General features: G+C 59.9%; 17 protein-coding genes and 1 pseudogene. All 18 read right to left on the reverse strand.

Annotated elements, in window-relative coordinates:
- Nucleotides 1–17 precede the first annotated feature (17 nt).
- Nucleotides 18–1,358 carry a type VI secretion system baseplate subunit TssK gene (gene tssK, locus Q1A89_RS21715; RefSeq protein ID WP_299733533.1) on the reverse strand — a complete coding sequence of 447 codons (1,341 nt, stop codon included), beginning with the start codon at nt 1,356–1,358 and terminating at the stop codon, nt 18–20.
- 28 nt (nt 1,359–1,386) lie between these two features.
- The gene (gene tagH / locus Q1A89_RS21720; protein WP_299733535.1) at nt 1,387–2,847 is read right to left on the reverse strand and encodes a type VI secretion system-associated FHA domain protein TagH; all 1,461 of its coding nucleotides are present in this window, start codon (nt 2,845–2,847) and stop codon (nt 1,387–1,389) included.
- A 7-nt stretch (nt 2,848–2,854) separates the two neighbouring features.
- Nucleotides 2,855–3,160 carry a PAAR domain-containing protein gene (locus Q1A89_RS21725; RefSeq protein ID WP_299733537.1) on the reverse strand — a complete coding sequence of 102 codons (306 nt, stop codon included), beginning with the start codon at nt 3,158–3,160 and terminating at the stop codon, nt 2,855–2,857.
- A complete protein-coding gene (locus Q1A89_RS21730) occupies nt 3,160–3,774 on the reverse strand; it encodes a hypothetical protein (protein WP_299733539.1) in 615 nt (204 codons plus the stop codon). Before Q1A89_RS21730 ends, Q1A89_RS21725 begins: the two co-directional genes overlap by 1 nt.
- 8 nt (nt 3,775–3,782) lie before the next feature.
- Nucleotides 3,783–5,882 carry a type VI secretion system tip protein TssI/VgrG gene (gene tssI / locus Q1A89_RS21735; RefSeq protein ID WP_299733541.1) on the reverse strand — a complete coding sequence of 700 codons (2,100 nt, stop codon included), beginning with the start codon at nt 5,880–5,882 and terminating at the stop codon, nt 3,783–3,785.
- Nucleotides 5,883–5,912: 30 nt separating this feature from the next.
- Nucleotides 5,913–6,212: a hypothetical protein gene (locus Q1A89_RS21740; RefSeq protein ID WP_299733543.1), complete on the reverse strand. Its 300-nt coding sequence runs from the start codon at nt 6,210–6,212 to the stop codon at nt 5,913–5,915.
- Nucleotides 6,213–10,814, reverse strand: a complete 4,602-nt coding sequence (locus Q1A89_RS23560; protein WP_366524523.1) for a type VI secretion system contractile sheath large subunit — start codon at nt 10,812–10,814, stop codon at nt 6,213–6,215.
- Nucleotides 10,815–10,865: 51 nt separating this feature from the next.
- A pseudogene (gene tssB, locus Q1A89_RS21750) lies at nt 10,866–11,336 on the reverse strand (type VI secretion system contractile sheath small subunit); the annotation flags it as partial.
- Entirely contained in the window at nt 11,333–12,211 is an 879-nt protein-coding gene (locus Q1A89_RS21755) for an ion transporter (protein WP_299733545.1), read from the reverse strand. The gene Q1A89_RS21755 and the pseudogene tssB, both read right to left, overlap by 4 nt.
- Before the next feature lie 28 nt (nt 12,212–12,239).
- Nucleotides 12,240–13,178 carry a hypothetical protein gene (locus tag Q1A89_RS21760; RefSeq protein ID WP_299733547.1) on the reverse strand — a complete coding sequence of 313 codons (939 nt, stop codon included), beginning with the start codon at nt 13,176–13,178 and terminating at the stop codon, nt 12,240–12,242.
- A gap of 84 nt (nt 13,179–13,262) precedes the next feature.
- Nucleotides 13,263–14,471 carry a hypothetical protein gene (locus Q1A89_RS21765; protein WP_299733549.1) on the reverse strand — a complete coding sequence of 403 codons (1,209 nt, stop codon included), beginning with the start codon at nt 14,469–14,471 and terminating at the stop codon, nt 13,263–13,265.
- Nucleotides 14,472–14,500: 29 nt separating this feature from the next.
- Complete coding sequence (gene tssH / locus Q1A89_RS21770) at nt 14,501–17,236, reverse strand: type VI secretion system ATPase TssH (RefSeq protein ID WP_299733550.1); 2,736 nt, start codon at nt 17,234–17,236, stop codon at nt 14,501–14,503.
- A complete protein-coding gene (gene tssG / locus Q1A89_RS21775; RefSeq protein ID WP_299733551.1) occupies nt 17,233–18,279 on the reverse strand; it encodes a type VI secretion system baseplate subunit TssG in 1,047 nt (348 codons plus the stop codon). Before tssG ends, tssH begins: the two co-directional genes overlap by 4 nt.
- On the reverse strand, nt 18,243–20,120 hold the full coding sequence (tssF, locus tag Q1A89_RS21780; protein WP_299733552.1) for a type VI secretion system baseplate subunit TssF: 1,878 nt from the start codon (nt 20,118–20,120) through the stop codon (nt 18,243–18,245). Before tssF ends, tssG begins: the two co-directional genes overlap by 37 nt.
- 7 nt (nt 20,121–20,127) lie before the next feature.
- The gene (tssE, locus tag Q1A89_RS21785) at nt 20,128–20,625 is read right to left on the reverse strand and encodes a type VI secretion system baseplate subunit TssE (RefSeq protein WP_299733553.1); all 498 of its coding nucleotides are present in this window, start codon (nt 20,623–20,625) and stop codon (nt 20,128–20,130) included.
- A 3-nt stretch (nt 20,626–20,628) separates the two neighbouring features.
- Nucleotides 20,629–21,471 (reverse strand): type VI secretion system accessory protein TagJ, encoded by an 843-nt coding sequence (locus Q1A89_RS21790; RefSeq protein ID WP_299733556.1) that lies wholly within the window; start codon nt 21,469–21,471, stop codon nt 20,629–20,631.
- A gap of 84 nt (nt 21,472–21,555) precedes the next feature.
- Nucleotides 21,556–22,083, reverse strand: a complete 528-nt coding sequence (locus Q1A89_RS21795; RefSeq protein ID WP_299733558.1) for a type VI secretion system tube protein Hcp — start codon at nt 22,081–22,083, stop codon at nt 21,556–21,558.
- A gap of 56 nt (nt 22,084–22,139) precedes the next feature.
- Nucleotides 22,140–22,636 (reverse strand): type VI secretion system contractile sheath large subunit (locus Q1A89_RS21800; protein WP_299733560.1); only part of this gene is annotated, 497 nt, incomplete at its 5' end.

Here is a 22,636-nt window from a genome sequence, read left to right on the forward strand (position 1 = left end):
TCCCCGTTCTCAGGTGTTCAGCCCTGCCTAATGGCCCACAGTTCCATCTTGAGGCCGGGGAACTCCCCCGACACGTGCACAGCGATGCCACCGGACGTCGACATCTTGCCCCAATGGGTGCTGTCGCCGTCCAGCTCGAAATAGACGACACCCGCATGGTAAGGGATCTGGCGCGGCGCAACCGGCAGCGGGCGCAGCGGAATCCCCGGCAAGGCCGAGTTGACCAGTTGGCGAATTTCTTCGACCGGCCCGATCTTGGCCTGGTTCTGAAAGTGGCGGCGCACGTTTTCGGCCGGGATATCGGCCTGTACGGCCAGCACAAAGCCTGCGTTCGACAACAGCTTGCGGTCCGCGATGATGCCGACGCTGATGCCGTATTTGCGCGGGTCCAGCGGGATAGAAACAGCGGTCTGTTCCAGCACCGACGACAGGTACTGGCGCAGGGTGCGGATCACCGGCTTGAAGGTCTCGGTCAGGTTGTCATGGGCATAGGCCGGGAATTTAGGCGCGGCCTTGTCATTGGCCATGAAGGTCGCAAGCTCACCGGCCAGCTCGATACAGGTGCGATAGAACGCTTCGGGGTGCACATTCTCGATCTTGACCAGATGCTGGATCAACGGCTGCGACCGGTTCACGCACATCAAGAGCAGGAAGTCGGAAATTTCGGCCACACCCTTGGTGCCACCACCCTCGGACAGACGACCTGACAGGGCCGTCTTGCGGTGGTTCAAAAGCCCGTCCAATTCACGGGCAAATGCGTTGAGGGCTGCGGCGGCCTGTATGTCGAGACAGGATGGGATAAAGCCCTTGTCGAGGACCACTTCGCTGTCGGGTTTGACCTCGATGATCTTGGCGATGGGGATGCAAAGCCGATCCGCCAGGTCGTCCACCTCAAGCGCGAATTGCAGGCGCAGCTTGCCGACACCCATGGTCACTGCCTTTTTGCCGGACGAGGTCACATCGGTCACTTCCAACTCGCCCGGGCGCAGACGTGCGGCGGACAATTCGGCGCCGGTCATGTCGACCTCCAAAGCGCCCTGACGGCGCTGCGGCACGGTCAGGTAGACAACGCAGTCCTTGATCCCTTCGGGGACGTCCAGTGCGGGCGGGTGATCTTCGGCGGCGGGGACGCGAAATACGGTACCGTCAGGCGTCAGACCCGAGCACGACGTGATGGCGAACTGGCCGAACTTCAGAACCTCTTCGTCGATCTCAAGCGTGTTCACACCCCAGACATAGGGCGACACCCGGCGGGCCAGACCCGCGACAAGGCTTTCGGTGTAACGGTCGGCCTGCTGGAAATGGTGGGGCTGCAGGAACAGCCCTTCGGTCCACAGCACTTTGCTGTCCCAGGCCATCAGGCGTATCCCATTCTATCGACGTCGTTCATTTCAACTTGTCCAACTGCTCTTGGTAGGCGCGGGCGAATTCCTTGGCAAACAGCTCCTGGAAATCGTTTTCAGCCTGATCAGAGATTTCTGTATACATGCTTTCGTAGATTTCCCAATAACGGGCTTTGCGGCTTTTCAGCATTCCACTCAGGCTCTTGTCGCTGCTGATCTTCTCTTCGAGCACGGCAGGATCGAGTTTTTTGAGGATGCCCTTGAGGGCGGCCTCCATCCCGGTCAGCATCGCGACCTCGTGGGCCTTGATGTCCTTGAGGGCTTCGCTTGCGGCCTCGGTCGCCTCGAGATAGCCGCGCGGCGTGGGCAGCACCATCGCCTCGATCGCCTGTTCGGGGCTGATCGAGAATTTCAACGGGTTGTTGCCGCCCAGTTGCAACATGGTCTTTTCGATGCGGAATTCGGATTTGATGGACTCTCGGGTCATCAGGATTTCGCGCAGACCCTCGATGGCGATGCGCAGAACCGATCCCAGACGGGACATGGTTGCAGGCAGGTCCTGATCCGTCACGCCAAGGCTGTCGGCCCCCAGTTGCGACAGGAACCCGCGCGAGGCGGCGTCGGGCCCACCCATGGCAGGTGCGGCTGGTGCGGGTTGCTGCATTGCCGGTGCAGGGCTTGGCGAGACCGGCATCGGCGACGGGGCCACATGGGCACGCCCGGCCGGGGCCGCAGGTGGTGCAGTCGGCGTAGGCTGCATCGGGGCAGCAAAGGGATCGTTGGGAATGGCGGTCGCGGCGCGCGGCGTGGGCGAGAGGAAATCATCATCCCAGTCGTCCGGAATGGCCGAGGACGAGGGTGCGGCCTGCCGGGGCACCGAAAAATGATCCTGACCAGCCGGGTTATGCGCTCCGGCGCTGGCGCCCTGCCCTGCATAGGGGTCTGAGGCGGGGGGCAGAATACCGTCATCTTCGCCGAGAGGCGGCAACAACCCGTCATCGCCTACTTCGTCGCGCTGCATCACGCCGGGGCCTTTGGGCGCGCCGCGACCGACCAGAAGATCATCGAGGAAATCGCCGCCGTCGCCCGGGGCGTCCAGAAGATCAGCATTGCTGGGCGCGTTTTGCGCCGACCCGTGCGAGACCGGGCCTTCAGCCAGCGGATCGGCCAGAAAATCACCCGCTTCCTCGGACGAGATGCTGACCATGATCTCGTAAGGACCCACCGACAGGATGTCGCCGTCATTGAGAGGCGTTGGCGTCGTGCCGAGGGCCAGCTTGCCATAGTTCAGAAAGGTGCCATTGGTCGAAAAGTCGACCACGATCACGTTGCCATTGTGATCCTCGATTGCGCAGTGGCGTTTGGACAATTCGCGGTTGGGATCCGGCAACACAACGTCGTTCTCATTGCCGCGGCCAAGCGTGAGGCTTGGTCCCGTCATCTGGATCGGATCGCCATTGCCCGGAATGCTGCCGGTCGACTGGAAGCGCAGTGTGATTGCCATTCTTGAGTTAGCCGCCTGTAAGTACCGTTGGCGCGCCTGCAACAATTGAACCACCAAGCGAGCACAGATCACCGATGCGCGCTGCGGGCATCTTCCCGATCAGCACCGAGCTTGATCCCTTGGCAATCGGATGTGGAGGAAAGTTCGCAGCCGGCGGCGCGATCAGGCCCGTGCACATGTCAGAGATGCGCGCCGCTGGCAAATTACAGACCAGCACAGTCGGACAGCAGGGTGGAATGATCGGCAGCGGAGACCCCAACGTGCAGGGGCCGGTATGCATGTCCGAGGCACGCGCTTGTGGGGGGCCGGGCATCAGGCGGTTCCTTCCTTGGTTGTCTCTTCGGTCTCTTCGACCAATTCTATCTTGCCATTGCCCCCGCGTGCAATGTCCAGCGCCCGGTCAATCGCCACCTCAAAACAGCGTTCGGGGGGTGGCCCAACCTTGAGGATTTTGAGGTTCATACCAAAGCAGCAAGCCGACACAACCCCGACGGGGGCGGCAATGTCAGACATGTCGCCTTCGCCCAGATTTCCGGGGGCATAATAGGCGGCCGTAGCGCAGGGCGCCGTCTTGTCGCCGGAGGATTCATTTTCCAGCACCAGACGCAAACGCTCGCGGTTTTCGACGCTGGGATCGAACACCCAAGCCTCCGAAGCCGCTAGGCAGGCACTTTTTTCGTCCGGGCCCATCACGTCGCGCCCGGCAATGCAGGCCCACCAAACGCATTCGCGCGGTGGCAGCGACACCGACAGCAGGCGCAGGATGTCGACCGGGGCCTCGGCAGCCTCCAGTTCTTCCAACACGGCTTGGACGGACGCACTGGCGGGCGCTTTCAGCTTGGTCTTGAGTTTGGCATTGGCCGCGGCCAGCAGACGGGCGGCAGGCTGATCCGGGATTTTTTTGAGGTTTTCAAATCGTTTGGACATATCCTACCTCAGTTGATCATCGTGGTGCCGCCGTCAATCGTAACGAGAGCCCCCGATACGGTTGTCGAGGGCGAATCCATCTCGGCTGTGGCAGTGCCTTCGATGGTGACCATGGTGCCCGAAATGGTGATGCCCGAGTTGTCGATCACTATTGAATTGCTGCCCACGGTCAACGAAATTTCAGTTCCCGCAGTAATTGCAATCGAACCAGAGGTGGTATCAAGCGAATAATCACCCGAAGACACGGTGTGATCCTCGCTGCCTGCGGATACTTCGCGGGTCACGCTGCCCGATTCAATGGTCTGCGTGTAGTCGCCCGTGATTGTCTGTTCGGCATTGCCAGCGACGGTTTCGGTGTGATCCGTTTCCACGTGGATCACCTGATTGCCGGTCTCGACGGTGAACAGGTGGTCACCTGTTTTGATCGTTTCGGTCTTGGTGTGATAGATCGTCTGAGTCAGATCACCCGGATCCATCTTTTCCTCGCCGATGCTGATCACAGCATTGTTCTCGATGGTCTGGAAGTAGTCCTTTTCCGAGTGCATGCGGATGAACTCTTCATCCTTTTTGTCCTCAAAGACCAGTTCGTTGTAGTTGCTTGCTGACCCTTCTTTGGTGGACCGGGTCTTGATCCCGGTCTGGGTCTTGTTGGCGTCCAGCGCATAGGGCGGCATCGTGTCGGCATTATATAGCATGCCGGTGCAGATCGGTCGATCCGGATCGCCCTCTTCGAACTGGATGACGACCTCCTGGCCGATGCGGGGGATATGGATCATGCCCCAGTTCTTGCCGGTCCACGGCATGACGCAGCGCACCCAACAGGTGGTATTCTCGTCTTTCTGGCCCAGTCGATCCCAGTGGAACTGCACTTTGATGCGGCCGTATTTGTCAGTGTAGATCTCTTCGCCCGAGGGGCCGGTGACCACAGCCGTCTGCAAACCCATGTCGCGGGGCCACGGGGTGACCATCGGCGCACGAAATTTCTCGGATTTGGGGATCACGTCGAACACAATGCGGTAGGTGTCGGTGTTGTCCTCGTCCACAGGCAGCGTGCTGTCAAACAGCGGCTTTTTCGTCTCCGTATCCTCGTAATCGGTTTCGATCTGCAGGTGGTGCACGGCACGGGTGACGAGATAGTCGATATTGTTGGAACTGCGCGGATGATCCTTCAGTTTGAAGGTCTGGCCCACGCCCAAGGTGCGCACGTTGCCAGCGCCGCGTGACAGCTTGTGGCGCACGGCTTCGGATTCCATCCGTACTTTGACAAAGGCATCGTCCACACCCGCCGTCCGGTTGTGGCCGGGATAGAGGTATTGTTCGAAATTCTTCTTGTTGTGGTCGCCCTTGGGCATGGCCTTGACCTTTTTCAGCTCCGTCTTGGGCTTGTCAAAGTCATAGTCCTCCATCGTGACCTTGCCGCTTGTGACAACGGTGGTCTCGCTCCAGTCAAAGATGTGGTCATTGTCGCGGCGGTACTCGCCACCTTCCTTGAAGGCAAAGTCGATCTTGGCCGCCTTGGGGGTAGGCTTGTGGGCGCTGATGCTGTCGGCAAGCACCATCTTCAGCTTCTTTTCGTCCTGAATGAAGTAGTAGTAGATGCCCTCTTCTTCCATCAGGCGGGAGATGAAATCAAAATCGGTCTCGTTGTACTGCACGCAGTAGTCGCGGGCCTTGTAGCTGCCGGTGGTCTCCTGCTTGACGTCCGACCAGAACCCGTAGGGGTCCATCACCTGCTTGATGATATCGAGGACATGCACTTCCTGGAAAATCCGGTTTTCGCGGGTGCGGGTCAGGAACCACAGCCACGGGCGGACCTCGGCGACGAAATGGGACATGCCCTGATAGAGGCCAACATAATCAACCGACACGCAGGTGCCGGTGAACCAGCGGTCTTCTTCATCCTCGTCTTTCTGGCCCAGATGGATGGTCGAACCCAGAATGTCCTGCAGGTCGAGCGCCTCGTTCGAGGACAGAAATTCGACAGTTGTGTGCGTCAGCGAGCTTAATGACTCGATGATGCGTGCATTCTTCAGGTTGACCGGCGTGGAAGAATACGACCCTTCCATCCAGACATTGCGGCCCTCAAGCTCTAGATCACTAGCTGCCATGTCAATTCTCCTTGGCCCTAAACGTGGGCCTTATTCATCCGATTCAATTAAAAACTTGTCTTCACGCAGCCGGGCGACAATCTCTGGATGGATCACCCAACAGGCGCCCAGCGAAAAATCCTCGCCAAGGACGCGCTTGGCATCAAATATGGTGTCAAAGTTTACACACAGGATGGGTGTTGGAAAATTCCCATCCGCCAGTAATAACTGGTTCAGGTACTCGTCACCTTTATACACGTAGTAACTGCGCTTCTCGATTCCCAACAAAATAATCGGGGGTTCTTCCCCATCTCCGGGGCCTTTTCCTGGTATTCCATTCAGTGCGTTCATTCAAAGGCCCTCCAGCAAGGCGGCAAGCTCCGGATCCATATCATCATCGTCACCGTCATCTGTTGAATCGCTGTCGTCGTCGTCAAAGCCCGCCAGCAGATCGTCCAGCGACGTGTCGTCATCATCGTCGCCTGTCGGCGTATCATCCTCAAGGCCTGCGAGCAGATCGTCAAGCGATGTATCGTCGTCGTCGGTGTCGTCGTCGCCAACCGTGGCGTCCATTTCGACGTCCAGATCGGGTGTCCTGGGTGCCTTGCGCGGGGCCGGTACGGCCTCTTGCCAGGGCCCTGCGATAGTGTCTCCGCCCAGCGACCGGAATGAGCCGAGGCGGATCTCGTTGCGCCCCTTCATCCAGAGCACAGGCATGTATCCGCGCCCCAGTGTAGCCTGCGCCGGGTCCGTTGTCAGGTTGCGTTCTGTGCAAGGCAGCGCGACCTGATCGCCATAGCGGTCATTGACGTAGTAAAACGGCAGATCGCCAAGGTTCATCATCGACCCCAGATCCATCGCCTTGCCGTCTTTCTTGTAAGTTCCGGCCAGCAGGATCGCGATCAGCACAACAGGGTTGGCCCAAAGCATCCCTCTGAGGCCTTCGCGGGGCGAGAATTCCTCGAAGTCGAAGGCGTAGACCGGGTCTGACTTGGCCCCATAGGGCTGGCGCAGCAAAAAGCGGGGCGAGGCAAGGGCCACATAGGCGGCTTCAGGCATCTGGCGCAGCGTGTCCCATGTCTTGGCCACCAGCGGGTGGCGGTCCTCGGGTTCCGTATCGAGATAGCTGGGCGCCATCGCCGAGAAAAACGGGGCATCCACATGCAGGCCCACTTGCCCGATCCGGGCCAGCAGTTCCGCATGGGGCGGGGTTTCCTCGAACGTATAAAGACCAAACAACGCGGAAAAGCCGCCGGCCCCTTCTTCGGGTTCCAGCACATCGGTCACCAGCTTGAACAGCCCGCTTTCAGACAGGTCTTCTTGTGCTGCCAAGTCGGCTGCCAGTTCTTCGGCCGAGATATCATACAGCACGATTTCCAGCTTCACGTCCGTCTCGATCCGGCGCGCCAGCAGATCAAGGCTGCGCCATTGCGCCTCGATCGCCTGGAATTCCGGGTGGTGCAGGATCAGGTTCATCGCCGAACTCAGCGCCTCGTCCACCGCGTTCTTCATCGCCTCGGCACCCGCATCCGGTGCCTTGACCACGTGAGGGCCAATGATCTGCGCGATCAGCTCATCCGCGGGCGAGGCTTGGGTCAACGTGCCGCGCGTGTCGCCGATCAGAGCCTGAAAGTCGCTCAGTTTGAGGTTCGTCGGCATCGACGATCCAGCCGATTTCTTGGGCAGCTTGATCGGCGTTGCATAGGTCTCGGACCAGGATTTCAGTTGCTCGACGGCCCGGTCGGCCATTGACCCGACGCCCAACTGCTGGCGCACACCCGAAATCGCATCAAACAGCTCGACATTGTCATAAAGCTCGTCGGGGTGCAGGTCATCCATTTCCTTGAGCTTGACCTCAACCCCCGTGCCGCCTGCCCCAATGGGCAGCACCAGCGTGGTGCCAAAGCCTTCGATGATCTCGTCGATGGTATCCACATCCAGTGGGATTGGCGGCCGTGCGGCCAGCGCGTCGCCGGTTTCCATCAACCCACGCGCCGCGCGCCCGGTAAAGTCGCCAAAGACGGCCATGCGAAACTTTGTGCGGTTGAGGTCCTGGCGGCTTGGGCGGGGCAGACTGATCATGCCAAACGGTGATTGCACTGGGGCGGCCTCCTCGGCGGGTTCATCGCTTGCGGCGGTCTCAGCCTCATCCGCTGCGTCGGCGCTGTCCTCATCATCGTCGTCGTCCAACCCGGCCAGCAGCGCGTCCAGATCATCGTCATCGCCGCCCGCATCGCTGGTGTCATCGTCCAGATCGGCCAGCAACGCATCCAGATCCTCGTCCCCTTCCGCCGCATCGTCGTCGTCATCATCCAACTCGGCGAGCAGCGCATCGAGGTCGTCATCACCGCCCTCGTCCTCAGCGTCGTCCGAATCGAGCCCAGCAAGGAGACTGTCCAAATCATCACCGTCGTCTGCACTTTCCTCGGGCGTATCCAGGCCAGCGAGCAGCGCGTCCATGTCATCGTCATCGCTGTCGCCCCCGGAGTCATCGGAGTCGAGTCCTGCGAGGAGACTGTCCAAATCGTCGCCATCGTCCGCACTTTCTTCTGGCGTATCCAGGTCAGCGAGCAGTGCGTCCATGTCATCGTCTTCGCTCTCGTCCTCAGAGTCGTCTGAGTCCAATCCAGCGAGAATATCGTCCAGATCGTCACTGTCGTCCGCGCTCTCTTCGGGCGCTTCCAACTCTGCCAGAAGCGCATCCACGTCTTCGCCGTCGTCCTCAGCGTCATCCGAGTCCAGACCGGCTAGGATATCGTCCAGATCGTCGCCGTCTTCTGAACTCTCCTCAGGCGCTTCCAACCCGGCGAGCAGCGCGTCCACGTCGTCGTCTTCGGTCTCGGTTTCCGCGTCGTCGGTCTCCAGCCCGGCCAAAATGTCATCCAGATCATCCCCGTCCGCGTCGCTTTCCGCTGCAACATCCATGTCCAGCGCGCCCAGAATATCGTCCAGATCGTCCGTTTCCTCGGCTTCGGTCGCGGCCTCTAGCCCAGCCAGCACATCACCGACATCATCCGCTTCGTTCTCGGCCGCTTCGGGTGCATCAAGGCCAGACAGGATGTCGTCCAGGTCGTCACTGTCTTCGGTCTCAGGCGCGGCTTCCAACCCGGCGAGGACGTCCCCTACGTCATCGCCGTCTTCTTCCGTCGTTTCAGGCGCATCGAGATCGGCAAGGATATCATCAAGATCATCCGCGTTCTCTGCGTCCGGCGCAGCCTCTATTCCGGCCAGAACGTCGCCTACATCGTCCGCGTCATCCTCCGCTTCTTCGGGCGCATCCAGCCCTGACAGAATGTCATCTAGATCGTCGCCCTCATCCTCTTCGGGCGCAGCACTCTCCAACCCAGCCAGAACGTCGCCGACATCATCGGCATCGTCTTCAACTTCATCCGGCGCATCCAGACCAGCCAGAACGTCGTCCAGATCGTCGTCCTCTTCTGGCTCTGAAACAGCATCCAGACCGGCAAGCACGTCGCCCACCTCATCCGCTTCGTCCTCTGCCTCTTCCGGTGCATCGAGACCGGACAAGATGTCATCTAGATCATCGTCGTCCGCTTCGACATCAGGAGCCGCTTCCAACCCGGCGAGCACATCGCCGACATCGTCGCCCTCTTCTTCCGCTTCTTCAGGCGCATCCAGGCCAGACAGAATGTCGTCGAGGTCATCTTCCTCGGTGTCCGCCTCGGGTGCGGCTTCTATGCTGCCCAGCACGTCGTCATGGGTCGTGTCCTCGGTCTCATCAACCTCTGGCTCCTCCAACCCGGCAAGAATGTCGTCCGAAGTGTCGGCCTCAGGCACATCCTCCACCTCTTCGATGGCGGCGAGGACGTCAGCAGTGGTGTCCTCCCCGGGCACGTCTTCGACCTGCTCGATGGAGGACAAAACATCCGCCGTAGTGTCCTCCTCCGGTGCGTCTTCTACTTCTTCAATGCCAGCCAAGACGTCAGCAGTTGTGTCCTCTTCCGGCACATCCTCCACCTGTTCGATGGACGACAAAACGTCCGCCGTGGTGTCCTCTTCGGGAGCATCCTCGACCTGCTCAATACCGGCGAGAACGTCCGCGGTGACGTCTTCCTCAAAGACCTCTTCAATCTCTTCAATGCCTGCCAGAACATCGGCGGTGACATCCTCTTCTGGCGTGTCCTCGATGTGTTCAATGCCGGCAAGCACGTCTGACGCGGTATCTTCCTCGGGCACGTCCTCGACCTGCTCGATGGAGGACAAAACATCCGCAGTCGTGTCCTCTTCCGGCACGTCTTCGATCTGTTCGATTCCGGCAAGGACATCCGAGGTGACGTCTTCTTCGACGGTGTCTTCAACCTGCTCGATGCCCGCAAGGACATCAGCGGTAGTGTCCTCCTCCGGAGCCTCCTCGACTTGCTCGATACCGGCGAGAACGTCAGCGGTCACATCCTCTTCTGGTGCGTCCTCGACTTCTTCGATGCTGGCAAGAACGTCTGCGGTTGTGTCCTCTTCAGGTGCCTCTTCAATCTCTTCGATACCGGCCAGGACGTCGGCAGTGGTATCCTCTTCGGGGATATCTTCGATCTGTTCTATGCCAGCGAGAACGTCCGCGGTTGTGTCTTCCTCTGGAGCGTCTTCGACCTGCTCAATTCCGGCCAATACATCAGCAGTGGTGTCCTCCTCCGGCGCATCTTCGACTTGTTCGATACCAGCGAGAACATCTGCAGTTGTATCCTCCTCCGGAGCCTCCTCAACTTGCTCGATACCGGCTAGAACGTCAGCCGTCGTGTCCTCTTCTGGCACATCCTCGACGTGCTCGATGCCCGCTAGCACGTCGGCTGTCTCATCGACCTCGGGCGCATCTTCCACACGCTCGATACCGGCCAGCACATCGGCGCTGGTATCGGCCTCGGGCTCTGCCTCCACCCTTTCGATGCCCGCCAGCACATCGGCAGCGGCGTCGGTTTCGGGAACATCTTCGGGCGCCATCTCGCGCAGGTCGTCCAGCGTGGCATCGGCGCTCGCGGCCGCTCCGGCCCCGGCGGACAGGGATTTCAGCAGATCAGGCTTGGTCAGGATCTCCTCGATCAGGGCCTCGGCTCCGGCCTTGCCGTCCATATAGGTCATCAGATCAGAGAGTTGACGGCGCGCCTCGAGAAGCGGCTTGAGGGTGTCGACATTGGCCGCAATCGCCTCGGGGCTGAAATCGGACATCTTGGCGAAGGTCAGATCGACGGCCAGATTGCCCTCGCCGGTCAGGGTGTTGGGCACGGTAAAGGCAGCGCGGGGGGCCATCGACTTCATGCGCTCGTCGAAATTGTCGACGTCGATCTCAAGGAACTTGCGGTCGGCGATGGAGGGCTGAGGCACCTCGGACTTGCCTGCAAGATCGGACATCACGCCCATCACGAAGGGCAGTTGCACCTTCTTCTCGGCCCCATAAAGCTCCACATCATATTCGATCTGGACGCGTGGGGCGCGATTGCGCGCAATGAACTTCTGTGAACTCATGCGCCACCTTCCCGGGCTTTTTGCAACTCTTCACGCAGGGCTTTGACCTGTTCGCTCAACTCAAGCACATGGGCGTCGACCTGATCGGTTTCCTCGCGCACCAGTTCACGCAGCTTTTCGAACTCTGCCTCGGTTTCTTCCTCCACGGCCGATTGCATGGTGTTGACCAGCAGACCGATAAAAAGGTTGAGCACCGAAAATGCGGTGATCACGATGAAGGGCACAAAGAACGCCCACGCATTTGGAAACTCGATCATGACGGGGCGCACAATGCCCATCGACCACGATTCCAGCGTCATGATCTGGAACAGGGAATACAAAGATCGACCCAAAGTGCCGAACCATTCGTCAAAGGCATTGCCATACATGATGGTGGCCATCACGCCGAACACGTAAAACACGATCGAGATCATGACGATCACCGCGCCCATACCGGGCAAAGCATCCAACAGCGCCTGAACAACCGCCCGCATTTGTGGAATGACCGACAGCAATCGCAAGGCGCGGATCACGCGCAGACCGCGCAGCGCAGACAGTGCAGTCGTCTGGGGCAACAAGCCCACGGACACGACGAGAAGATCAAAGATGTTCCATGAATTGCGGAAGAAGCTGAACCCGTAGGCAAACAGCTTGAGCAGCAATTCGATCACAAAGATGGTCAGCACCGTCTTGTCGATGATGTTGAGCAAAGTGCCAAAGTTGGTCTGCGCCCAATCGGACGTGCTGATCCCCAAAGTAATGGCGTTGAAAATGATCAACGTCATGATGGCGTTCACCACGCGGTCCGTTTCCAGAAACGCACGCAGCCGGGCGCGGACAGAGCCATCCACTGGCTCTGTCGCCAACTTTTCGGTGTTGCCTGATCCTTGGGTCATTGCATCTCCATCCGGTCGGTTTGTCGACCTATTTCAGGTCCTTCTGAACGGCCTTGAACGCCTTTTGCAGGCCCTGCATTTCCTTCACGGCGGTGTCAGCCGTTTTTTGCAGACCCTTCATCTTGCTGAATTCACTTTCGGCCATCTTGGCCTTGTGGCCATCGATCTTGCCGTCCTTGAGATCCTTGGCATATCCGACAAGGGCCGCGGTCAACTTGTCGATGTCCTTGTCCAGCTGCTGGAGCGGGCCAAGCACCTTCTTGTCCATGACCTTCTTGCCGAAGGCTGACACTTCGCCCTTGGGATTGTCAGCCATCTTCTTGCCGTTCGCAGACAGATACTTGGCGACGTTTTGGGCGGTCTTGCCGGTGTCATTGAGGATCTTGAGGGCCTCTGCGATCTCTTTCTTGGCGGTTTCCTGGGCGGCCTTGACGTCCTTGCCGCCGGATTCCGCCTGATGGATGCTCTTGGCTGAGGTCATGGCAATCTCAAGCGGTTCGCTGAACACCTTGTCGGCCTCCAACCGACCGACTTCGGCCATCGCCTTCTTGCCGAGGGCGAGCCCGGCCTTGGCATCGGCCACACCGGATTCCAATTCTTCGAGGGCGGTCGAACACTTCTCTTCGATCTCGGCCATGCTGGTCTTGATGGCAAGTTTGACGGCGTTGATGACCTTGTTGTGCTCCTTGGGCGACTTCGCCTTCTCAGCCAGCTTTTTTGCATCAGAGATGCGGTTGGCGAGGATTTGCAGTTCGGGGCGGACAAGGGGCGGCAGCGCGTTTTTCAGCTTGGAGTCGTTCCACTTGGCCGGGTTCAGTTCGACCTTCTGGGAATAAGTGATCTTCTTGGGGAACAGCTTGGCAATGTCCTTTTCAGAGTTCACCCACTTGATGAGCTCACCCTTCATCTCCTTTTGCCACGGGACTTCCAGTTTCGCGGTCATTGCCTTGTTTCCGTCAGCGGCCATCTTTTGATCCTTTCCAAAACGTGTTGCGCATGTGGCGACGCGACCCGGTGTCAGGTCGCATCGCCGGATAGTCTAACCGGCGCCTTAACGGACCGGGTCCAAACCGTAGCTCATGATCAACTCGTTCATCACCTTGGCTTCCTTGCTGGCGTTGGCTTTTTTCAGCTTTGGCATGAGCTCTTTGATCTTCTTGTTGGCAGCGGCCTTTGCTTTCTTGTCGCCCTTGTCGAATTTGGCCTGCTGTTTCTTCCACTCCGCCTTTAGGTCGGCGACTTCCTGTTTCAGTGCGTCATATTCATCCTGCTCGGTCGGGATGACGGACTTCTTGTTGCCATCGGCATCGGTGCGCGCCTGTCCGGGCAGACCCGAGACCTTGCACTTGATCCCTTTCTTCTTGAGCAGGTTCCAGACCTTCTGGGCAAAGGGGGCATAGTCATAGTCGTCCGAGGGCGGGATGCCTCCGGCGGCGGTAAAGCAACCCGACAGCAAAACGGTGCCCTTGAAGTCCTTGGACAGGTTCTTGGACTTGTCGCTTTGCTCGGTCAGCAGGGCGACGATCTGTTCGGGGGTCTTTCTGCCCAGCTTGGTGCCGACGGTCTTGCCCTGCTCTTTCACCCGGCTGCCGTGAGCGGCGAGGATGACAGTGCCGGTGGTCATCTCTCCGAAATCGGCGGCCAGCGTGTCCACGGCGGGGGTCTGGAACTTTTTGGCCTGCTTTTCGGCGGCCTTGTTGATCACCTTGACGTCGCCGTCGTTATACTTGGCCAACAGCTTCTGGAACTTGGCGTCCTTGTGCAGTGCGGCCATGTCGCCGTTGTATTTCTTGAGCAGCGGCTCCAGCGCACCTTCGATGATCTGCAGGTTCTTCTTGGTCAGGTTGACGACCACATTGGTCTCGTTGGACAGCTCCGCCTCAAGCGCGGTCCAGCCTTTGCGGATCACCTCGGTCTTGTCGAAGTTGATCGGCGGCTTGCCGGATTTGGATGGGGGCAGCAGCCCGGTAATGGTGGCCGACATGTCGCCCTTGGTGTCGATCCCGGCCACGACTTTCAATTCCGGCGACATGCCCATTTCCTGGGCCAGAGGGCTGTTGCGGGACTTTTCCAAAATGGCGGCAGACTTCTGGATCAGGCTGCCTGCCTTCTTGAGACCGGGCAGCTTGATGCCCTGCGCCTGCATCCCATTGGCCTTGAGGTACTTTCCAAGCTCAGTTGCAATGCTCGCGACGTCCGCCTTGTCGACATCCACACCCCCACCTTCACCGATGAAAATCTTCTTGTACTGCATAGCCATATCTGTCCTCTCCTCAGGGCAATTGCGTCTTATTCAAAACTGTACGTGAAGTTCCCGTCCTCTACATCGATTGCTACTTTTTCAATCACTCCACCCTCCATCATCCGGCGCAGGAACTCGGCCGAGATGTCGGGCAGCATTGTATTGGTCACGATGGCGTCGATCATGCGGCCACCGCTTTCCAATTCCTGACAGCGGTCGACGATTTCGGTGACCACTGCCTCGGAATACTCGAAGGGCACGCCATGGGCGGCCTCCACACGTTTCTTGATACGGTTCAACTGCAGCACCGTGATCTGGCCGATCATATCGGGGCTGAGCGGGTAATAGGGGATCGCGACCAACCGACCCAGCAGAGCAGGCGGGAACACCTGCAACAGCGGCTCGCGCAGCGCTTTGGCCATCGACTCGGGGTCGGGCATCAGTTCGGGGTCGGCACACATGTCCATGATCAAATCGGTCCCGGCATTCGACGTCAGCAGGATCAGCGTGTTCTTGAAATCGATCACGCGGCCCTCGCCGTCTTCCATCACTCCCTTATCAAACACCTGAAAGAAGATTTCATGCACATCAGGATGCGCTTTTTCTACTTCATCAAGCAAAACAACGGAGTATGGCTTGCGCCGCACGGCCTCTGTCAGCACGCCACCCTCGCCATAACCGACATATCCCGGAGGGGCGCCTTTCAGCGAGGACACGGTATGGGCCTCCTGATACTCGGACATGTTGATGGTGATGACGTTCTGCTCGCCGCCATAAAGGACTTCGGCGAGGGCCAGCGCGGTTTCGGTCTTGCCGACGCCGGAGGTCCCGGCCAGCATGAACACACCGATGGGTTTTGACGGATTATCAAGGCCCGCGCGCGAAGTCTGGATGCGCTTGGCAATCGCCTTCATCGCGTGGTCCTGACCGATAACGCGCTTGGCCAGATGCTCTTCGAGGTTCAGGACTGTTTCGATCTCGTCCTTCATCATGCGACCCACCGGAATGCCGGTCCAGTCACCGACAACCGAGGCCACGGCCTGATGATCCACGATGGGCAGGATAAGCGGGGTGTCCCCCTGCTGCGCGATCAGCGCGGCGTTCTTTTCCTTCAACTCGGCCATGATGGCGGCGCGGTCCTCTTCGGACATCGCGGCCTCTTCGGGCACCTCGGTCTCGGCGGCCTCATCGGCGGCAATGCCTTCACGGGTGTGGGTCGCTTCGACCGGCTGACCGGCCGCACGCAGCTTGGCGCGCAATTCTATGATGTCGCTCACCAGCGCCTTTTCCGCATCCCAGTTGGCCTTGAGACCTGTCAGGCGTTCTTCTTCCTCGGCCTTTTGCGCTTCGATATTGGCGCGGCGTTCGCCGACCTCATAGCCTGCAGTCTCATCGCGCCCGATGATGTCCAGTTCGGTGGTCAGGGATTCAATGCGGCGCTGTGAATCGTCGACCTGCGCAGGCACGGCGTGCTGGCTGACAGCAACGCGGGCACAGGCGGTGTCCAGCAGGCTGACGGATTTGTCGGGCAACTGGCGCGCCGGGATATAGCGGGCCGACAGGGTCACGGCGGCCTCGATACCCTCGTCCAGCACCTGCACCTTGTGGTGCTTTTCCAGCATCCCGGCGATCCCGCGCATCATCAGGATGGCTTTGGGGATATCGGGTTCCTCGACTTGCACCACCTGGAAACGGCGGGTCAGGGCGGGGTCTTTTTCAATGTGCTTCTTGTACTCGGCCCATGTGGTGGCACCGATGGTGCGCAGCGTGCCGCGCGCAAGGGCGGGTTTCAACAGGTTCGCGGCATCGCCGGTCCCGGCAGCGCCCCCTGCCCCGACCAATGTGTGGGTCTCGTCCACAAACATCACGATGGGCGTGGTCGAGGCCTGCACCTCGTCAATGACGGAACGCAGACGGTTCTCAAACTCGCCTTTCATGCTGGCCCCGGCCTGCAACAGGCCCACATCCAGCACCAGCAGGCGCACATCCTGCAAGGCAGGCGGCACGTCACCGCGCGCGATGCGCAGGGCGAACCCTTCGACCACGGCCGTTTTGCCGACACCAGCCTCGCCAGTCAGGATCGGGTTGTTCTGACGACGGCGCATCAGCACGTCGACGATCTGGCGGATTTCCTCGTCACGACCGACGATGGGGTCGATCTCTCCGTTGCGGGCCTGTTCGGTGAGGTCGGTGCAGAACTGCTCCAGCGCCTCACCGCCATCCTGTCCGGGCTTCAGCGCGCCTGAGGCTTCGCCGGGCTCAGCCCCGCCACCGGTGACCGAGCCATCCTGCGGACGCATCGCGTCCTCGGGCGAGCCGTCGGTGATCTTGTGGAACCCATCCGCCAGATCGTCGGGCTTGATGCTGGCAAGGGTGGGCGAAATCGACACAAGGATGTTCTTGAGGTTGGGCGTCTCAAGCATGCCCAGAATGATGTGGCCCGTGCGCACCTGATTGGAGGAATAGAGCAGCGAACCCCAGACCCAGGCCCGCTCCATCGCGTCCTCAAGATGGCTGGACAGGTCGCTGACCGAACTTGCCCCGCGGGGAAGTTTGTCGAGGGCGGCGGTGATCTCTTCGGCGATCTTGCCGGTGTCGAGTTTGTAGTGATCGACGATCTGATGGATATCGCTGTTCTGGTTGTTCAGGATCTGATGCAGCCAGTGGACAATCTCGACATAAGGGTTGCCCCGCATCTTGCAGAACACCGTGGCGCCCTCGATGGCCTTGTAGCCCAATGTGTTCAGCTTGCCGAACAGTGCAACGCGGCTGATTTCTGTCATTGTGTTGTCCCTTCCAATATCGGCGCGGTCTGGGCGTTTGGCTCCAGATACAGATCGTCCGCGTCCTCTTTTCTTTTCGTATTTCCAACCCAGCTGGTCTGACCCAGCCGCACGGTTTCGCCCAGTTTGGGCTGGGGCACGTCTTCGGCGCGCAGCATCAGATTTACATCCCAGTCCAGCGCGTCACCGACATAATTGCGCACGATGGAACGCAGGCGCTCCAGCGACCCGGTGCCGGGCAGCAGGCGCTGATACTCATCATAACCCAAGGGGCCGATGCGCAGGCGAAACTTGGCTGAGCGGGTCCAGACGCGTTCGCCCACGGATGCGGTGCGGCCCAGTTGCGTCGGGCTGCCCATCTGCCAGCGATCATCGGGTTCCAGCTCCAACCAGCAGCCCACGAACTGGATCACCTCGACACGGGCCCCGAAAAAGGACTGCAGGATCGATTGCAGACCTTCGGCATTCTTGGTGCCCTGTGACAGCAGACCCGCGAAATGGCGCTTGGCCAGATCGGGCATCGCGTCTTTCTTGCGCATGTGGTCTGCGTGGAATCCACCGATGGCCGCGACCTTGCGCTCGAACTCGTCATTCTCGCCGCGATCAAAGCTGGGAGCCGGTTCGCCCGATCGCCACGCGCGGTAAAACAGCGTGGTCATGCGGTGGGTGATCATGTCGGCAAAGGCCACCAGCGTGGGATCGCGGTGGTGCCGGATGCGACTGGCGGCAAATTCGGTCAGGTGCAGGGGCAGCGGTCCGTTGGGGCCAAACAACCCGAAAAAGCGGTCAACCAGACGGCCCGGTTTCTTGCCCTTTGGGGGCGTGAAGGATTCGATGGAGGACGGGGGAAAGCGCAGATCGGGGGCCTGTGCAAAACGCACCTTGTCCTCGCGCGGGCGGCGGGCCTCGCCGATGCGGGCCGTCTCCGGGAACGCCGCTTCCAGCACCCGGAAGGCGTGGAAGTAGTGAAACTTTTCAGGAGCCTCCGTCAGCCGCTCTAGATGCGTTAGAGGATCCGTCCCAGACCGGTTTCCGGTCGCCATCGGGTAATCTCCCCACGCTGTTGGGTGACAAGCACCGTTTCGGTAAAACTGTTCAGAGACACATATTTGTGGAAAAACCGTTCGAGCACGGCACCCATCGCATAGGCACTGGTGCCTTCAAAAAAACTCTCGTCGAAGGTGACCGACACCTCAAGGCCGCGCACGGCCGTGGACAGTACCTCGTCAGCCATGCGGCGCACAATGGGCCGGGTGGACACGGCACTCAGCCCCTCAAGCTGCTTTTCCAGCACCTTGTTGCCGGAGGGCACATAGATGCCGATCAACTCGCGCAAGGTGGCGGCGCTGTCAGTGGCCTCACTATCTGCAATGGACAGGTAATTCAGCGACAGGTGCGAAATCAGACGCCACGCCGTTTCGCCCTGGCCCAGTGACGGGCGCGGACGGGTCGGGCTGACAGGGGTGGTGATATGGGCCACCGGGCCGCCGCCGGGCAGATGGAACACGTCCTTGGCCCCGGTGGGCAACAGCAGCGGCAAATCGCGGTTGGTGACCAGCGCCTGCACGGCCAGCTGATCCAGCTGGCTGCTGAACGGGGCCTGTTGGCCGTCCACAAGGGTCACATAGGTTTCCGAGCCGAGATATGAGGTGCGCACACCTTTCAGACGCTCTTTTTCAGCGCGCTGACGCATCTTGCGGGTCTGGGTGAAATAGGTGGCGTGGGTCTCTCCGGCAGCCGTGAGATCGTCGGCGGAATAGAACGGGCGGAACTGCACGTCATCCTCGCCCTCTCCGGAAATGCCGATCACGCTGTCCAGCGCATAGATCTCGTAATCCAGCGGTGCGGTGCGGTCGGCCACCACGTGATGCTCGGTCACGGACGGTGTGATATGGACCCGGTCGCAGCGCTTGTGAAACAGGTTGATGGCCGGAGTTGCATTCAGGGTAAAGGCTTCGGGGGTCACACCCGCGGCGATCTCGGGATCGCCATTGCGCAGCAGGATATAAATATCCACATCCGCGCCCTTGGCCTTGGACAGCGCCATGTCGAGGCCGGTCAGCTCGACAAAGTGATAGCGCTCGGGCATCGCGAAATATTCCTGCAACAGCCGGTAGCCATCAAAGCTGCGCTTGGGGGTGGGCAGCAGCGCCTCGTCGCGCCCATAACCACGGGGGATCACCTCGCCGCGAGGCAGATCGGCAACCCAATCGGCACGGCGGTCGGTCGAACGGCCAAGGATGCCGGTCACCTGGGTGCTCAGCATCTCGTGCAGTTCCCAGTTCTTGCCCTCCGAGCCGTTGAGGAACAGGATCAGATTGTCCATCGTCAGTTCCGATATTGGCTGGTCGGCATGGCGGCACAGGCGCAGACGGATGCCTGCGCGGGCCTCTGTATCGCGCGCGACACCGGCGGCCACCAATTCACCGCGCCCGTCGATATACTCGGCCTCGGTGATGGTGACGGGCCACATGCGCACATCGGTCGAGGTGCGGAACACACAAGGGGTGGTGTCATCCTCGCCCAGAACCGAGCGCAGCTCTGACCCGGCCTCGATCACATAGCCGTCTTCAAGGGCGGCGTTCTGCATGTCGGGCTCAAAGGCGGCGATCATCATCGACGGCTGCGGGCACAGGTAATGGGGATAGATGATTTCCAGCAGATGCGAGGTCAGCGCCGGGTATTGCAACTCCAGCTCAAGCTGCACGCGGGCGGAGAGAAAGGCGACGCCCTCCAGTAACCGCTCCACATAAGGGTCGACAACCTCGACCCCGTCCATGCCCAGACGCGAGGCGATCTTGGGAAAGGCCTCGGCGAACTCGGCCCCCATATCGCGCATGAATGCCAGTTCGCCTTCGTAATGTTTCAGCAGTCGGGTATCCATGGCGGGGTCAGGCGATCCTTTCCAGTTCAAGCTCTCCGGTGGTCACATCGACCTGGCTGCGCAGGTACAACTCGATGGGCAACGGCTGGGCCCACATGTCGGCGCGGATGTCGAAGGACACAACCGACTGGCGGTTGACCTCGTCGGCGCGCAGCTTGACGGTCAGCGACCCGGGGTGAATGCGGGGCTCATAGCTTTGGACAGCGGCGACGATGGACTTGCGCATCAACTGGGCGCGCTCGATCGTGGAATAGTCGCCCGCAATGTCGGTGATACCGTAGTTCAGCACCGATTTGAAAACACTGGGATAGGTCTCTTCGTCGATGAAACTGGCATTGTTCGAGGTGTTCAGCAGCCAGCTGAGGTCGCGCTGCAGGATGTCGCGCAACTGGCGCAGGTCGATCACGCGGGCCTCGCGGCGTTCCTTGACCTCGAACGGGTCGTCATCGGTCAGCCGGTCCAGCAAGGAAGGCTGCAGACGTTCGGCGATCATGCGGTCCGACATGGATCAGCCCTCGTCCTCATGCGCCTGATCAGGGGCGGGTTCACCTTCTTCGGGCAGCTCCACATCCATTTCCAGCAGGCGGACATCCATCAGGGCCGTGTCGCCCAGATCGGTGGCCAGCAGGCGCTGGCCCAGCCCGGCATAGGTGTCGGCACCGATGTCGCGCCACTGGGTGGCACGGGCCAGACGCTCGGCATCCGAACCGTCCGTGACAGTGCCGGCATAGCGGGTCGGGATCAGGGCGACGATGTCGCCGCCATTGGCCAGTTTGATCTCGGCAGGGGTCCAGACGGCGTCGCGCAGGTCGATGGGGTCTTCGAACTTGGCCTTGGCAATCGCGGTGAAGGGCATCCAGAAATAGCGGCCATTGACCACGATCTCAAGCAGCGGACCAAGACGCATGTCGGCATCCGCGATCCACTCAAAGGGTTCGCCATTGATACGACCCGAACAGGTCGGGGCCATGTCGAAGGCACGGGCGCGGGTCTCGGCGGCCTGATCGGCATTGCCTGCAACGTTGGATTTCAGGGCCTCGGTCATCAGAGCGATCCACTCGGCAGGCTCGCCAAAGATCAGCGGGTCCTTTTCACCGGTGAACACCTTTTCGCGGTAGACCTCGCAGATGATCCCCTCGCGATAGGTCTGGGCCATATGGGTGGCGGTGCCATCCATCTCGGCAGATAATTTCAGCTGTGCGATGGCACGTTTCCAGTCGCCGCGCACAGACAGCAGCTGGAACAGGAAAATGCGCAGGGCAGGGTTTGCGGCATCGGCGCGGATGTCGTTCTGCAACGCGGCCAGTGCGCCATCAAGATCACCAGATTTTAACAGATCCTCGGCACTCACTTGGCTTCTCCTCAAAGGTCTTTCTTGAAAAGGCAGGCCCACATCGGGGCCTGCCAATATCTTGCGGTATCGCAGGCGCGATACTTATACAGCGAGGTTCGCCTGGTTCTTGACGCGGCTCCATTCGGCTGTCTTGACGGCCATGTCCTTGCCTTGCTTGTCCTGCGGCGTGTAGGTCACTTTCATCGCGCCGTACTGCATGACGATTGTCTCTTCGCAGATGTCGTCACCGTCCGAACCGGACCATGTGATGTCCTGGATCATGACCAGTTTGAATTCCCACTTGAGGAATGTCTTGCCGGACTTGCCCGTGTCGGACACACCACCCGAGCGGCGCAGTTCGATGATCATGTCGTCGTAGTGATCACCTTTGCACAGCGCGCTGAACAGAGCAGCAGATGCGGTGTCGGTCTTCTTGGTGACGTTCAGTTCCTTGAAGGTCGCCTTACCGGCACCACCACCAGACGTCACGGAGCCGATGTTGATGTTGTTTTCAGCGCCAATTTCAAAGCTCAGGATTTCGAAAGCTTTTTTCTCTTTCATATCGACGTCTTGGGTTTCACCCGTGGTTTCAGTCGGTGGAGCCAGGAAATAGCAGAATGCGTCAAACATGATTTGTTCCTTTCATAGTGTTAGGGGTCGGGTCGTTTAGAAAAAAGTGAGTAGGATTATCCCTTCTCACTGGGGAGTTTGGAGGTCAGCCGCAGCGAGACGGACAGGCCCTCCAACTGGTAATGTGGCCGTAGGAAGAACTTTGAACTGTAATACCCTGGGTTCCCTTCGACCTCCTCGACGACGACTTCGGCAGCGGCAAGGGGCTGGCGCGCCTTGACCTCTTCCGGAGACGTCTCCGAATTGAAATCAACGTATTGGTTGATCCATTCCTGCAGCCACGTTTCCATCGCACCACGCGATTTGAACGAGCCAACTTTGTCGCGGACCATGCACTTGAGGTAGTGGGCAAAGCGGCAGGTCGCGAACAGGTACGGCAAGCGGGCCGCGAGGTTGGCGTTGGCTGTGGCATCCGGGTCGTCGTATTCAGCGGGCTTGTGCAGCGACTGCGCACCGATGAATGCGGCAAGGTCCGAATTCTTGCGGTGGATGAGAGGCATCATGCCATTGGCGGCCAGCTCCGCCTCGCGGCGGTCCGAGATCGCGATCTCGG

The organism is uncultured Tateyamaria sp. (assembly GCF_947503045.1).
Lineage (GTDB): Bacteria > Pseudomonadota > Alphaproteobacteria > Rhodobacterales > Rhodobacteraceae > Tateyamaria.